Raw genomic sequence first — 13544 nt, forward strand, 5'->3', positions numbered from 1 at the left:
GACACGATGGGTTTCACAGCAGTGCCCCGAGGGCGACGAAGGGCGGTGACCGTGGCCGCCGCCGTGACCGCGCTGACGACGGCGGTGGCGGCGCCCGCGTGGGCCGCGCCGGGCGTCGACCCGGCCACGGTGGACCGGTCCGCGGACCCGGGCACCACGATCGCGATCAGCAAGGTGGTCTCGACGCCGCCGATCCCGCCGAAGCCGGACGTGGTGCTGTTGGTCGACACGACCGGCAGCATGGGTCCGGCCATCGCCAACGTCCGCACCAACCTGCAACAGGTGATCAACAATGTGCGTGGGGCGCAGCCCAGCGCCGAGTTCGCGGTCGCCTCGTACCGGGACGAGGGTGACGGGTCGGAGCTGTTCCGGGTCCGGCAGGACCTCACCGGCGACGCGACCGCGTTGCAGAACGCGGTCGACGGGCTGGACGCCGCCGGGGGTGGCGACACCCCGGAGGCCTGGGTGAACGCCCTGTTCCAGGTCTCCGACGGCGCGATCACCTACCGGTCCGGCAGCAGCCGCCTGGTGGTGCTGGTCGGTGACGCCCCCAGCCACGACCCGAGCGCGGGGCACACCCTGGCGCAGGCCAGCGCCGCGCTGCTGGCCGACGAGGCGCGGGTCCTCGCGGTCGACGTCAGCGGCGGCGGCGGTGGCCTGGACGCGTCCGGCCAGGCCACCGACGTGGTCGCCGCCACCGGCGGTCAGGTGGTCGGCAGCGCCCCGGACACGGTCACCGCGGCGATCCTGTCCGGGTTGCGGGACCTCGACGTCACGGTCACCCCGCAGGTGGTCTGCGACGCCGGGTTGTCGGTGAGTTTCGACGCGGCGTCGAGGACCCAGCAAAGCGGCACGGACGTGCCGTTCGCCGAGACGATCACCGTGGCCGGGGACGCCCCGCAGGGCGCCACCCTGCACTGCACGGTCGACTTCCTGCTCAACGGCCTGTCCGGCGGGGCCGCGTTCGTCGAGCAGATTAGCGTGACGGTCAACGACGTCACCCCGCCGACCGTGGTCGTCGACGACCGGACGGTGGAGGCGACCAGCCCGGCCGGCGCGGTGATCGCCTACCCGGCCAGCGCGACCGACAACGTCGACGGTCCGCTCACCCCGACCTGCGCGCCGCCGCCCGGCAGCACCTTCCCGCTGGGCGCCACCACGGTCACCTGCACCGCCACCGACGCCGCCGGCAACACCGGCAGTGACACCGCGGTGATGCGGGTGGTCGACACCACCGCGCCGAGCACGGCGTGCGTGCCGACGAACAACCCCAGTGGCGACAACGAGCCCGGCTCGTACAACCCGGACGGCTTCTACCAGCTCACCGCCACGGACGTCGTCGACACCCGGGTGGACGTGTTCATCGGTGACGCCGCGGACCCGTCGGTGCGGTTCGGGCCGTTCCCGGCCGGCACGAAGATCAAGCTGGTGCAGGCGCCGGGTGCGCAGTCGCGGGTCAAGGACGGCACCGGCGACATCGACTACAAGGTGACGTTGCGCGGCGACGCGGTGATCACCGCCGTGGACGACTTCGGTAACGCCTCGACGGCGATCTGCCTGGTGGCTCCGCCGCCGAAGTGAGGTTTGCGCGCTGACGCGGGGGTGGCCGGCGGCGCCGGTCACCCCCGCCCGCGTGTCACAGGTTGCGGCTGGGCGAGTGGAACCGGCCGGCGCGGATCTCGCGCAGCGCCCGGCGGCGGGTGTCGCCGCGCAGGGTGTCGACGTAGAGGCGGCCGTGCAGGTGGTCGGTCTCGTGCTGCAGGGCGCGGGCCAGGAATCCCCGGCCGGAGATGGTCAGCGGTTCGCCGTGCTGGTCGAAGCCGTGCGCGGTGGCCTGCAGGGCGCGGGGTGTCGGGAAGTACAGGCCGGGGATGGACAGGCAGCCCTCGTCGTCGTCCTGGCGTTCCTCGGACAGCTCCAGCGTCGGGTTGATCATGTGGCCGCGGTGGCCGTCGGCGTCGTAGACGAACACCTGGGCGTTGACCCCGATCTGCGGGGCGGCCACTCCGGCGCGGCCGGGCGCGCCGAGCAGGGTGTCCATCAGGTCCTGCACCAGGGCGCGCAGGTCGGCGTCGAAGCTGGTCACCGGCTCGCTGGGGGTACGCAGCACGGGGTCGCCGATGATCCGGATCGGGCGCATAGTCATGCCCGGAAGGCTATCCGTCCGTTACCCGGGGCGGGGTGTGCACCCGTGGGTCAGCCGGCGTGGCGCTGTCCGATCAGCGTCTGTACGCCGTCGAGGAGGCGGGCCAGCCCGAACTCGAAGGCCCGCTGCGGGTCGGCGGCGGCCTGGTACTCCTCGCCGGCGGCGGTCCCGACGCGGGCGGCCAGGGGGAATCGCCGCGCGTCGAGGGCCCGCTCCAGGTAGGGGGCGTGGGCGTGCCACCACTGCTGGTCGGTCAGGCCGGTGCGCTGGGCGGCCTGGGCCATTTCGACGGCGGCGCGCACCGCGCCATGCACGTAGTTGTCGACGAGGGTGACCACGGCGTCCATCTCGAGGTCGGTCAGGCCGATGCCGTCGACGGCGCGCAGTTCGTACTCGTACTTGGCGATGAGGTTCGGGCCCAGCGGGGGGCGGGTGGTGGCGACCTGCAGCAGCCACGGGTGGCGCAGGTACAGCGCCCGGTTCTCCCGGGCGACCCGTTCGAGGCGGCCGCGCCAGCCGCCGGGCACGTCGTCGGGGCGGGCGGTCTCGCCGTAGACGGTGTCGAGCATGAGGTCGAGCAGTTCGCTCTTGCCGGGCACGTGGGTGTAGAGGCTCATGGTGCCGGCGCCGAGGCGTTCGGCGACGCGGCGCATGGACAGCGCGGTCAGGCCCTCGGCGTCGGCCAGTTCGATGGCGGTGTGCACGATCCGGCCGACGGACAGGTCGCCGCCCTTGCGGCTGGGCTTGTCGCGGGTCCGCCAGAGCAGGGCGAGGCTGCGGGCGGGGTCGCCGGTGCCGCTGTACTCCGTGGTCACGCGCCCGACTGTACCGAGCGGGTTGCCGTATGATGTACGGTAGCTTGCCGTACGGCGTACGGCATGTCGTACCACCCCGAGGGAGACGCGAGATGCGACCGGACCCACCGGCGATCGAGACCCACGACCTGCGCAAGCGCTACCGCGGCCGGGCCGCCCTGGACGGGATCGACCTGAGCGTGCCGCCCGGCACGGTCTGCGCCGTGCTCGGCCCCAACGGGGCCGGCAAGACCACCCTGGTGCGGGTGCTGACCACCCTGCTGCGACCCGACGGCGGCACGGCCCGGGTCGCCGGCTTCGACGTGCGCCGGCGGGCCGACCGGGTACGCGCCCACATCGGCCTGGTCGGCCAGCACGCCGCCGTCGACGAGATCCTCGGCGGCCGACAGAACCTGATCCTCTTCGGTCGCCTGCACCACCTCTGCCCCGGCCGGGCCGCCGCCCGCGCCGACGAGCTGCTGCACCGCTTCGGCCTCACCGAGGTCGCCGACCGGCCGGTGGGCACCTGGTCCGGCGGCACTCGGCGCCGGCTGGACCTGGCCGCCGCGCTGATCGTCGACCCGCCGGTGCTGTTCCTCGACGAACCGACCACCGGGCTCGACCCGCGCGCCCGCACCGCCGTGTGGGACGCGGTCCGCGACCTGGTCGCCGGTGGCACCACCGTGCTGCTGACCACCCAGTACCTGGAGGAGGCCGACCGGCTCGCCGACACCGTGCGGGTCCTCGACCAGGGGCGCGTCGTCGCCGCCGGCTCCCCCGAAGCGCTCAAGTCCACCCTCGGCGGCGACCGGGTCGACGTGCTGCTGCACGACGCCGGCGACCTGCCGGCCGCCGTGGCGGCGGTCACCACCGCCACCGGCGCCCTCCCGGCCACCGACCCAGCGGCGTTGCGGCTGTCCGTACCGGTCACCGACCGGGTCGCGGCGCTCACCGCCGTGCTGCGCGAACTCGACACCGCCGGCCTGTCCGTCGGCGACGTCGCCGTCCGCCGCCCCACCCTCGACGAGGTCTTCCTGCGGCTCACCGGCGCCGGTCAGGAGGTGGCGGCGTGACCAGCCTGCCGGTGCGCCGCGCCCGCTGGGCGTTCACCGACACCGCCACCCTCGCCGGCCGGGCCCTGGCCCACTGGGCCCGCCGCCCCGGTGACCTGCTGGTCGTGCTGCTCTTCCCGGTCCTGCTGGTGCTGATGTTCGGTTACCTGTTCGGCGGGGCGATGGCCGTGCCCGACGGCGCCGACTACCGGGAGTTCCTGCTGCCCGGCATGGTCGCCATGACCATGCTCTTCGGGGTGGAGACCACCTACACGGCGGTGGCCACCGACACCGCCCGGGGCGTCACCGACCGGCTCCGCGCGCTGCCGATGGCCCGCGCCGCCGTGGTGACCGGGCGGGCCCTGGCCGACCTGCTGCACGGCGCCCTGGCGCTGGCGGTCGTGCTCGGCTGCGGCGTGCTGATCGGCTGGCAGCCGCGGCGCGGGCCGGCCCTGGCCGTGGCGGCGGTCGGGCTGCTCCTGCTGCTGCGCTTCGCGATGATCTGGTTGGGGGTGTACCTGGCGCTGCTGCTGCGCCGCCCCGAGGCGGTGACCGCGTTGCAGACCCTGGTCTGGCCGCTCGGCTTCGCCTCCAACACGTTCGTGGCGCCGGCCACCATGCCGGACTGGCTGGCCACGATCGCCGCCTGGAACCCGCTGTCGGCCACCGTCGGCGCCTGCCGGGAGCTGTTCGGCAACCCCGGCTGGGACGCCACCTCCTGGCCCGCCCAGCACAGCGTGTCCCTCGCGGTGGCCTGGCCGCTGCTGCTCGTCGCGGTGTTCCTGCCGCTGGCGGTACGCCGCTGGCGGCGGCTCAGCCGCTGACGCCACCCCTGTCCGGCGGGCGGCGGTCTTCCGGCGGCGGCGCGGCCGGCGCCAGGCCGGTGTCGGTGATCCGGTCGCGCAGCGGGCGGCGGCGCAGCGCGGCGAGCACCGCGTACAGCTCGTCGGCCAGGGGTACGGGCACTTCGGCGTCGAGCTGGCGCATGGCGGTGGTGGTGGCCGCCCATTCGGCCTCGATGACGGGTCGCAGCGCGTGGGCGCGCGGGGTGAGGGTGACGATGCGCTGTCGGGCGTCCGCGCCGGGGGCGAGGGTGACCAGGCCGGCGCGGCTCATCTGGGCGACGGTCTGGCTGGCCGCCGAGTGGGTGACCCCGACCCGGGCGGCCAGGTCGCGGATGGGCAGCGGACCGTCGGTGAGCAGCACCCGCACCAGCGGCGAGAAGCGGGGCCGGTAGTCGGCGAGGTCCAGGCCGGCGTAGACGGCGGCGACGTCGGCGTCGAGCAGTTCCAGGACGTGGCGCAGCAGGGTGCCCAGCGCCTCGCGGTCGGGTGCGGCGGTCACCCTGCTAATGTAACAGCGCTGTTGCATCTGGGGTGTGGGAGGGAATGCGCGTGTATCCACCGATCGAGCCGTACGCCCACGGCCTGCTCGACGTCGGCGACGGGCAGCGGATCCACTGGGAGACCTGCGGCAACCCCGACGGGCGACCCGCCCTGGTGGTGCACGGTGGCCCCGGCTCCGGCGCCACCGCCTTCTGGCGCCGGCTGTTCGACCCGGCCGCCTACCGGATCATCCTGTTCGACCAGCGCGGCTGCGGACGCAGCACCCCGCACGCCAGCGACCCGGCGGTGGACCTGTCGGTCAACACCACCGCCCACCTGCTGGCCGACATGGAACGGCTGCGCGCGCACCTCGGCGTGGACCGGTGGCTGCTCTGCGGCGCCTCGTGGGGGTCCTCGCTGTCCCTGGCGTACGCCCAGCGCCACCCGCAGCGGGTCACCGCGCTGGTGCTGTTCAGCGTGGTCGCCAACACCCGCCGCGAGATCGACTGGGTGACCCGGGACATGGGTCGGATCTTCCCGCAGGAGTGGGCCCGCTTCCGCGACGGCGTACCCGCGGCCGACCGCGACGGTGACCTGCCCACCGCGTACGCCCGGCTGGTCAACGACCCGGACCCCGCCGTGCGGGAACGGGCCGAGATCAGCTGGTGCGACTGGGAGGACGTGCACGTCTCCCTGGCCGGCGGGTTCAAGGCCGACTCCCGCTACGCCGACCCGGTGTTCCGCGCGGCGTTCGTACGGATCGTCACCCACTACTGGAGCAACCTGGGCTTCATGCCCGACGGGCAACTGCTGCGCGACGCGGGTCTGCTCGCCGGTATCCCGGGGGTGCTGGTGCAGGGCCGACTGGACGTCAGTGGCCCGCCGGACATCGCCTGGCAGCTCACCCAGGGCTGGCCGGACGCCCGCCTGGAGATCGTCGAGTCCGGCGGGCACGGCAGCGGCCACGGCGTGGGCGAGCGGGTCGTCGCCGCGCTGGACGCCTTTGCCCGCGCCTGACCGACCGTCCTCACCCACCTCGCCGGGGCCGGGCCGGCCCGCCGGTGCCGGTGTCGCGCCTGCTCAGCGGCCGACGGCACCGGCGCGATCGGGCGGCTCCGCCGGCACGGCGCAGGGCGCGGGGATGGACTTCGGTGGTGGTTGCCATGGCGATGGTGACGCCGGGATCAGCGGTGCCGGGATCAGCGGTGCCGGGTGCCGCCGTCGACATGGACCGTCTCGCCCGTCACCCATCCCGCACCCAGCAGCCACAGGGCGGTGTCGGCGACGTCCCCGAGCGTGCCGACCCTGCCGGTGAGCGAGGCCGCCGCGGCACTGTCGTACAGGGCGCGGCGACGCTCGTTCGGAAGCCCGTCCCAGGCGCCCGAGTCGGTGAGGCCGGGGGCGACGGCGTTGACCCGCAGCGGCGCGAGCTCGACGGCCAGGTGGGTGACCAGCGCGGCCAGGGCGGCGTTCGCAGTGCCTTTGACGACGGTGCCGGGCTTGGGCCGCCAGCCCACCACACCGGAGAAGAACAGGAACGATCCGCCGGCGGCCATCCGTGGGGCGAAGTGCTTGGCCAGCAGCAGCGGGCCGACGACCTTGGCGGAGAACGCGGCCCGGATCTTGTCGTGTTCCAGCTCGGGCACCGGCACGTCGTGGTGGGCCGACGCGGTGCAGATCACGTGGTCGACGGCGCCGAGCGACTGCGCGGCCCGCGCGATGGTGCTCTCGTCGGTGACGTCGATCCGGACCTCGGGGCCGGACCGGGTGGCGACGACGACGTCCGCGCCGGCCCGCGCGGTGCGCCGGACGAGCTCAGCGCCGATACCGCGGGCCCCACCGACGACCAGGATCCGCTTGCCTGTCAGGTTTTCGCTCATGACGCGACGGTATACATTTGCTACCGGTATCTTCAACGCTACCGGGAGGACCCCATGGGCACGGCCTACAACGTGATGGCGGCGAGCTGCCCGAGTCGCACCGTGCTGCACCGCATCGGGGCGCGGTGGACGGTGTTCGCCGTCAACGCGCTGGAGCACGGACCGCTGCGGTTCACCGAGCTCAAGGCGCACATCCGCGGGATCACCCCGAAGGCGCTCACCGAGACGCTGCGCGCCATGGAGGCTGACGGCCTGCTCACCCGCACCGACCTGGGGGGCAACCCGCCGCACGTCGAATACGCCCTGACCGAGCTCGGTCGTTCCCTGCTGGTTCCGTTGCGTGCCGTACGACAGTGGGCCGAGGCGCACGTCCCGCAGATCCTCGCTGCCCGCGAACGAGCCGGCGTCAAGGAGTCCTCAGGCTGACCCGGCCGGTCGCGACGGCCGACCCTGAGCGGTGCCGGCCTCTCGCCGCGACGGGAGGCCGCCGGGTCAGCCGGCGGCGAGCAGGGCGCGCACCGGGGCGGCCTTCGCGGCCGCCTCGGCGACCTCGGCCGCCGGGTCGCTGCCCCAGGTGATGCCGCCGCCGGCCCACAGGTGCAGCCGCTCGGCGTCGGCGGCCGCGGTGCGGATGGTCAGCCCCAGGTCGACCCGGCCGGGCCCGACCCAGCCGAGCGCGCCCATCCCGGCGCCGCGACCGACCGGCTCGAGGTCGGCGATCTGGGCCAGCGCGGCGAGCTTCGGCGCGCCGGTGACCGACCCGCCGGGGCAGACCGCGCGCAGCAGCGCCGCCAGGCCCAGCCCGCCGGCGGGCGCCGCGGAGACCGTCGACTCGGCCTGCCACAGGTCGCACCAGCGGCGTACGGCGAACAGCTCGTCCACGCGCACCGTGCCGGTGCGCGCCACCCGGGCCAGGTCGTTGCGCTCCAGGTCGACGATCATCACGTGTTCGGCGCGTTCCTTGGCGGAGGCGAGCAGTTCCCGGCGTCCCGCCTCGGTGGCCGGCCGGGTGCCCTTGATCGGGCGGGTGACCAGGCGGCCGTCCTCGACGGCGATCAGCGTCTCCGGGGAGGCGCAGCCGAGCGCCCAGCCCGGGCCGGACAGGGCGCCGCCGTAGCGGGCGCCGGGCAGGGCGGCCAGCCGGGACAGCGCGGGCAGCGGGTCGCCGGTGTACGCGGCGGCGGCGTGGCCGACGAGGTTGACCTGGTAGACGTCGCCGCGGCCGATGGCGGCGCGCACCGCCGTGACGGCGGCGGCGTGCTCGCCCGGGGTCCAGCTGTCCCGCCAGGGCCCCAGCCGCCAGTCGGTGGGTCCGGCGGCGGGCGGCTGTGCGGGCCGGTCGGTGTGGCCGTGCACGACGACCACCAGGTCCGGCAGGGCCGGCGCCGGGGTGGGCGCGCCGGTGGGGCCGCCGACGGCGTACGCCCCGGCGGCGGCGGACAGGTACAGCGCCGCCCCGCACACCCCGTCCGGGTCGTGGCGGGCCGGGCGGGCCAGGTCGCGCAGGTCGACGCCGTGGGCGGCGAGGAAGTCCTCGGCCAGCGCGGTGGGGTCGCCGCCGTCGGTGAGCCGCCATTCCAGGCGGGCGCGTTCGACCAGCCGGGCGCGGCACCCGGCGGGCGCGGCGGGCAGATCGACAACCGTGTGTGGGAGCGCTTCCACGCCGTCCGGTCCGTTCCGGGTCATCCGTTCAGCCCATTCTGGATGAACAAGACGCAACCTTGCTCGATGGCGCGCACTTTTGCTTGGTACTGTGCGTCACTGGTCATGTGAACCATGACACAGTGCCCCCACAGTCCGGAGAACCCGATGTGTCAGCACCAACCCACCTGCCCCTCCGCCGAGGCGACCGACCGGGAAGCCGCCCGGGTCATCGCCTGCTTCCGTGAGCAGGGCTGGAGCCTGCTCTGTAACGGGGTGATCGTCTTCGAGGACACCGGTGAGCTGCTCCCCGACGGCAGCAGCATCGCCCCGCACCGCGGCCCCGCCCGACACGCCCTCGTCGCCTGACCTCATCACGCTGCGTCACCGCAGCGTGCCCCGTCGACCCAGGCCAGCCCGCCGCCGCCGGGCCTCCTGCGCAGGTCGACGCCCCGCCGGGGCGGCCACAGCGACCGCCCCGGCTGACTCCGATCAGTCCTCGAACGCCTCCGGCGCCGGGCACGAACAGACCAGGTTCCGGTCACCGTAGGCCCCGTCGACGCGCCGCACCGGCGGCCAGTACTTCCCGGCCCGGTCGACGCCGGCCGGGTAGGCCCCCACCGACCGCGGGTACGGGTGCGGCCACTCGTCGCCGGACACCATCGCCGCGGTGTGCGGGGCGTTGGCCAGGGGGTTGTCCCCGGCCGGCCACTGCCCCGACCCGACGTTGTCGATCTCGGCCCGGATGGCGATCATCGCGTCGCAGAACCGGTCCAGCTCGGCCAGGTCCTCGCTCTCGGTCGGCTCCACCATCAGCGTCCCCGCCACCGGGAACGACATCGTCGGGGCGTGGAAGCCGTAGTCGATCAGCCGCTTGGCCACGTCGTCGACGCTCACCCCGGTCGCCCGGGTCAGCGGCCGCAGGTCCAGGATGCACTCGTGCGCCACCAGGCCCTTGTTGCCGGCGTACAGCACCGGGAAGTGGTTACGCAGCCGCGCCGCCACGTAGTTGGCCGCCAGCACCGCCACCCCGGTCGCCCGGGTCAGCCCCTCGGCGCCCATCATCCGCAGGTACGCCCACGGGATCGGCAGGATGCCCGCCGACCCGTAGCGGGCCGCCGAGATGGCCGGCCGGCCCTCGGCGCGCTCCCCGACCGGGTCACCGGGCAGGAACGGCGCCAGGTGCGCGCGCACCGCCACCGGCCCCACCCCCGGGCCGCCGCCGCCGTGCGGGATGCAGAACGTCTTGTGCAGGTTCAGGTGCGACACGTCCGCACCGAACCGGCCCGGCTTGGCGAACCCGACCAGAGCGTTGAGGTTCGCCCCGTCGACGTAGACCTGACCGCCGGCGTCGTGCACCTTCGCGCACAGCTGCGCGATGCCCGTCTCGTACACGCCGTGCGTCGACGGGTACGTCACCATGATCGCGGCGAGCGCGTCCCGGTGCTTGTCGATCTTCGCGTCGAGGTCGACCAGGTCGACGTTGCCGTCGGCGTCGCAGCCGACCACCACCACCCGCATGCCGGCCATCGCGGCGGAGGCGGCGTTGGTGCCGTGCGCCGACGACGGGATCAGGCACACGTCCCGGTGCCCCTGCCCCCGGGAGCGGTGGTAGGCGCGGATGGCCAGCAGCCCGGCCAGCTCGCCCTGCGAGCCCGCGTTGGGCTGCACGCTGACCGCGTCGTAGCCGGTCACCTCCGCCAGCCAGCCCTCCAACTGGGCGATCAGCTCCCGGTACCCGGCGGTCTGCTCCGCCGGGGCGAACGGGTGCAGGTGCGCGAACTCGGGCCAGGTGATCGCCTCCATCTCGGTGGTGGCGTTCAGCTTCATCGTGCACGACCCGAGCGGGATCATGCCGCGGTCCAGGGCGTAGTCGAAGTCGGCCAGCCGGCGCAGGTAGCGCAGCATCGCCGTCTCGGAGTGGTGGGTGCGGAACACCGGGTGGGTGAGGAAGTCCGAGGTGCGGGCCAGCCCGGCCGGCAGCGCCGCGTCCACCTCGCCGGTCACCGGCGCCACCCCGAAGGCCGCCCACACCGCCGCCAGGTGCGCCGCGGTGGTGGTCTCGTCGCAGGAGACGCCCACCCGGTCGGCGTCGACCAGCCGCAGGTTCACGTTGCGGGCGGCGGCCGCGGCGACCACCTCGGCCGCCCGCCCCGGCACGCTCGCCGTGACGGTGTCGAAGAACGCGACGTCCGCGACCTGCACGCCGCCGGCGCGCAGCCCGGCCGCGAGCCGCGCCGCCGCCTCATGGGTACGCCGGGCGATCTCCCGCAGCCCGTCCGGGCCGTGGTAGACGGCGTACATGCCGGCCATCACCGCCAGCAGCACCTGCGCGGTGCAGATGTTGCTGGTCGCCTTCTCCCGCCGGATGTGCTGCTCACGGGTCTGCAACGCCAGCCGGTACGCCGGGTTGCCGTCGGCGTCCTTGGACACCCCGACCAACCGGCCCGGCAGCATCCGCTCCAGACCCGAGCGCACCGCCAGGTAGCCGGCGTGCGGCCCGCCGAAGCCCATCGGCACCCCGAACCGCTGGGTGGTACCGGCGGCGATGTCCACCCCGATCTCCCCCGGCGGGCGCAGCAGCGTCAACGCCAGCAGGTCCGCCGCGACGGTGACCAGCGCCCCCGCGCCGTGCGCGGCCCCGACCAGGCCGGCGTGGTCACGGACCGCCCCGGACGCCCCCGGATACTGCAGGTGCAGGCCGAAGAACTCGCCCGGCAGCTCGTCACGGTCGACGTCGAGCACCCGCACCTCGATGCCGAGCGGCTCGGCCCGGCCGGTGATCACCGCGAGGGTCTGCGGGAGAGTGTCCGCATCGACCACGTACACCCGGCTCTTGCTCTTCGACGCGCGGCGCGCCAGGGTCATCGCCTCGGCCGCGGCGGTGGCCTCGTCGAGCATGGAGGCGTTCGCGGTGGCCAGCCCGGTCAGGTCGGTGACCATGGTCTGGAAGTTCAGCAGCGCCTCCAGCCGCCCCTGGCTGATCTCCGGCTGGTACGGCGTGTACGCGGTGTACCAGGCCGGGTTCTCCAGCACGTTGCGGCGGATCACCGCCGGGGTGTGGGTGCCGTGGTAGCCCAGCCCGATCATGGAAACGGCGACGGTGTTGCGGGCGGCGAGGGCGCGCAGCTCCGCGAGGGCCTCCCGCTCACCGGCCGGGGCCGGCAGGTCCAGGGTGCCGTGCCAGCGGATCACCTCGGGAATGGCGGCGTCCATCAGCTCGTCGATGGAGCTGTAGCCGACGGTCTCCAGCATCCGGCGCTCGTCGCCCGGGTCGGGACCGATGTGCCGGTCGGCGAACTGCTCTGCGGTCATGCGCTGCGCTCCTTGTGGGGGCGAGGTCGACGGGTCGGCCTCCCCCTGAGTCGCGCTGACGCGCTCCACAGTGCCTGCCCAACGCGGTCCTTTTGCCTGAGAGGTTCCGGGGAGAATCTGCCCCTTCGGCGCCGTCCGGGTGGTTCCCGGGCGGTCTCTCCCGCGTGGGTGGTACCGGCATGGTCAACGCTACCAGCGACCGTGTTTCCGGCTGATGTCCTACCCCGCCGGCGCGCGCCCACACCAGGCCGAGGCCGAACCGGCGGGTCGCCCGGGTGCTCCGCGACGCCCGCCGGGGGCCTGCGCCGCGCCGAACCGGCGGGTCGCCCCGGGCGCTCCTCGGGGCGGCCCCCTACACCGCTGCGGGCTGCCCGGCGGTGGGCGCGAGGCCGGCGCCGGCCGGCCTCGGCCGCGGCGTCGGGCCGGCGACCCGGTCGGCCAGGGCGGTCAGGGTGGCGCCCAGCGGCGCGTCGAGGGCGACGGCGGCGTACCCGTCGCCGCGGGTGGGTCCCTGGTTGACGATGGCCACCGGGATGCCGTGCTTCGCCGCGCGGATGACGAACCGCCGGCCCGACATGACCGTCAGGGACGAGCCGAGCACCAGCAGCGCACGGGCCCGTTCGACGCGGGTGAAACACTCGGCGACCCGGGGCGCGGGCACCGTCTCGCCGAAGAACACCACGTCGGGTTTGAGCATGCCGGCGCCGCAGATGCCGCAGTCCACGGTGCGGAACCCGGCCACCGCCTCGTCGGGCAGGTCGACGTCACCGTCGGGGTTGACGTGGGCGACGTGCGCGTCGAAGCCCGGGTTGGCCTCGCGCAGCCGCCGGTCCAGCTCGTCGCGGGAGGTCAGGTTGCCGCAGTCCAGGCAGGTCACCTCGTCGAGGCGGCCGTGCAGCTCGACCACACCGGTGGCGCCGGCGGCGGTGTGCAGGCCGTCGACGTTCTGGGTGATGACCCCGGCGAGCAGGCCGGCGGCCTGCAACCGGGCCACCGCGTGGTGTCCCGCGTTGGGCGCCGCCCGGGCGATCATCCGCCAGCCCAGGTGACTGCGCGCCCAGTACCGCCGCCGGGCCTGCGGGTCACGGGTGAACGCCTGGTAGGTCATCGGGGTGTGCCGGCGGGCCGCGCCGCTGGGCCCCCGGTAGTCGGGGATGCCGGACTCGGTGGACAGGCCGGCGCCGCTGAGCACCACGACGTCCCCGGCGGCCACCAGCCGGGTCAGCGCGTCGAACGTCTCGGTCACCGGTCCATGCTGCCTCGCCGGTCGCCTCGGCGACGACCGGGTGGCCCCGGACGCCCGCCGCCGGTGACCGCGGTCACGCCGCTGCCCCGCCCCGGGCGGTCGTTCGCGTCCAGCCGCGACGGCGCGCTCGACCTGCAGGCGGCGC

13 protein-coding genes and 1 riboswitch are annotated in these 13544 nt (G+C 74.7%); of the genes, 6 read left to right on the forward strand and 7 right to left on the reverse strand.

What is annotated here, in order from left to right; genetic code table 11:
* Positions 1-6: 6 nt before the first annotated feature.
* Entirely contained in the window at positions 7-1581 is a 1575-nt protein-coding gene (locus AB0I11_RS16735; protein WP_357320361.1) for a VWA domain-containing protein, read from the forward strand.
* Positions 1582-1636: 55 nt separating this feature from the next.
* On the opposite strand, the gene def is transcribed toward AB0I11_RS16735, so the two are convergent.
* Complete coding sequence (gene def / locus AB0I11_RS16740; protein WP_357320364.1) at positions 1637-2146, reverse strand: peptide deformylase; 510 nt, start codon at positions 2144-2146, stop codon at positions 1637-1639.
* A gap of 50 nt (positions 2147-2196) precedes the next feature.
* Positions 2197-2961: a TetR/AcrR family transcriptional regulator gene (locus tag AB0I11_RS16745; RefSeq protein WP_357320367.1), complete on the reverse strand. Its 765-nt coding sequence runs from the start codon at positions 2959-2961 to the stop codon at positions 2197-2199.
* 92 nt (positions 2962-3053) lie between these two features.
* Between AB0I11_RS16745 and AB0I11_RS16750 the strand changes: the two genes are divergently transcribed.
* The gene (locus tag AB0I11_RS16750) at positions 3054-4013 is read left to right on the forward strand and encodes an ATP-binding cassette domain-containing protein (protein WP_357320370.1); all 960 of its coding nucleotides are present in this window, start codon (positions 3054-3056) and stop codon (positions 4011-4013) included.
* The gene (locus AB0I11_RS16755; RefSeq protein WP_357320373.1) at positions 4010-4816 is read left to right on the forward strand and encodes an ABC transporter permease; all 807 of its coding nucleotides are present in this window, start codon (positions 4010-4012) and stop codon (positions 4814-4816) included. The genes AB0I11_RS16750 and AB0I11_RS16755 overlap by 4 nt, the downstream gene beginning before the upstream one ends.
* Here AB0I11_RS16755 and AB0I11_RS16760 read toward each other — a convergent pair.
* Complete coding sequence (locus AB0I11_RS16760; RefSeq protein ID WP_357320376.1) at positions 4806-5336, reverse strand: MarR family winged helix-turn-helix transcriptional regulator; 531 nt, start codon at positions 5334-5336, stop codon at positions 4806-4808. The two genes, AB0I11_RS16755 and AB0I11_RS16760, sit on opposite strands and share 11 nt — an antisense overlap.
* A 44-nt stretch (positions 5337-5380) precedes the next feature.
* Here AB0I11_RS16760 and pip point away from each other — a divergent pair, with 44 nt between their 5' ends.
* Positions 5381-6334, forward strand: a complete 954-nt coding sequence (gene pip, locus AB0I11_RS16765; protein WP_357320378.1) for a prolyl aminopeptidase — start codon at positions 5381-5383, stop codon at positions 6332-6334.
* A gap of 182 nt (positions 6335-6516) precedes the next feature.
* Here the strand turns inward: pip and AB0I11_RS16770 are convergent, their stop codons facing one another.
* Entirely contained in the window at positions 6517-7197 is a 681-nt protein-coding gene (locus AB0I11_RS16770; protein ID WP_357320381.1) for an SDR family oxidoreductase, read from the reverse strand.
* 54 nt (positions 7198-7251) lie between these two features.
* On the opposite strand from AB0I11_RS16770, the gene AB0I11_RS16775 reads away from it, so the two are divergent.
* Complete coding sequence (locus AB0I11_RS16775) at positions 7252-7623, forward strand: helix-turn-helix domain-containing protein (RefSeq protein WP_357320384.1); 372 nt, start codon at positions 7252-7254, stop codon at positions 7621-7623.
* 66 nt (positions 7624-7689) lie between these two features.
* On the opposite strand, the gene AB0I11_RS16780 is transcribed toward AB0I11_RS16775, so the two are convergent.
* Positions 7690-8883, reverse strand: coding sequence for a chorismate-binding protein (locus AB0I11_RS16780; protein ID WP_357320387.1), 1194 nt, complete (start codon positions 8881-8883; stop codon positions 7690-7692).
* Positions 8884-9006: 123 nt separating this feature from the next.
* On the opposite strand from AB0I11_RS16780, the gene AB0I11_RS16785 reads away from it, so the two are divergent.
* Positions 9007-9207, forward strand: coding sequence for a DUF5999 family protein (locus AB0I11_RS16785; RefSeq protein WP_046570247.1), 201 nt, complete (start codon positions 9007-9009; stop codon positions 9205-9207).
* A 123-nt stretch (positions 9208-9330) separates the two neighbouring features.
* On the opposite strand, the gene gcvP is transcribed toward AB0I11_RS16785, so the two are convergent.
* Together gcvP and AB0I11_RS16795 are read right to left on the reverse strand one after the other, a co-directional pair.
* The gene (gcvP, locus tag AB0I11_RS16790; protein ID WP_357320390.1) at positions 9331-12153 is read right to left on the reverse strand and encodes an aminomethyl-transferring glycine dehydrogenase; all 2823 of its coding nucleotides are present in this window, start codon (positions 12151-12153) and stop codon (positions 9331-9333) included.
* A 74-nt stretch (positions 12154-12227) separates the two neighbouring features.
* A riboswitch (glycine riboswitch) is annotated at positions 12228-12326 on the reverse strand.
* Positions 12327-12505: 179 nt separating this feature from the next.
* Complete coding sequence (locus AB0I11_RS16795) at positions 12506-13399, reverse strand: NAD-dependent protein deacetylase (protein ID WP_357320393.1); 894 nt, start codon at positions 13397-13399, stop codon at positions 12506-12508.
* Positions 13400-13544: the final 145 nt, after the last annotated feature.

This window comes from Micromonospora sp. NPDC050495 (assembly GCF_040655175.1).
GTDB lineage: Bacteria > Actinomycetota > Actinomycetes > Mycobacteriales > Micromonosporaceae > Micromonospora.

Coding starts and splice junctions, on each gene's coding strand:
- gcvP (WP_357320390.1), bottom strand. CDS start 12,153: ATGACCGCAGAGCAGTTCGCCGACCGGCACATCGGTCCCGACCCGGGC.
- AB0I11_RS16735 (WP_357320361.1), top strand. CDS start 7: ATGGGTTTCACAGCAGTGCCCCGAGGGCGACGAAGGGCGGTGACCGTG.
- AB0I11_RS16750 (WP_357320370.1), top strand. CDS start 3,054: ATGCGACCGGACCCACCGGCGATCGAGACCCACGACCTGCGCAAGCGC.
- AB0I11_RS16775 (WP_357320384.1), top strand. CDS start 7,252: ATGGGCACGGCCTACAACGTGATGGCGGCGAGCTGCCCGAGTCGCACC.
- pip (WP_357320378.1), top strand. CDS start 5,381: ATGCGCGTGTATCCACCGATCGAGCCGTACGCCCACGGCCTGCTCGAC.
- AB0I11_RS16770 (WP_357320381.1), bottom strand. CDS start 7,197: ATGAGCGAAAACCTGACAGGCAAGCGGATCCTGGTCGTCGGTGGGGCC.
- def (WP_357320364.1), bottom strand. CDS start 2,146: ATGACTATGCGCCCGATCCGGATCATCGGCGACCCCGTGCTGCGTACC.
- AB0I11_RS16785 (WP_046570247.1), top strand. CDS start 9,007: ATGTGTCAGCACCAACCCACCTGCCCCTCCGCCGAGGCGACCGACCGG.
- AB0I11_RS16780 (WP_357320387.1), bottom strand. CDS start 8,883: ATGACCCGGAACGGACCGGACGGCGTGGAAGCGCTCCCACACACGGTT.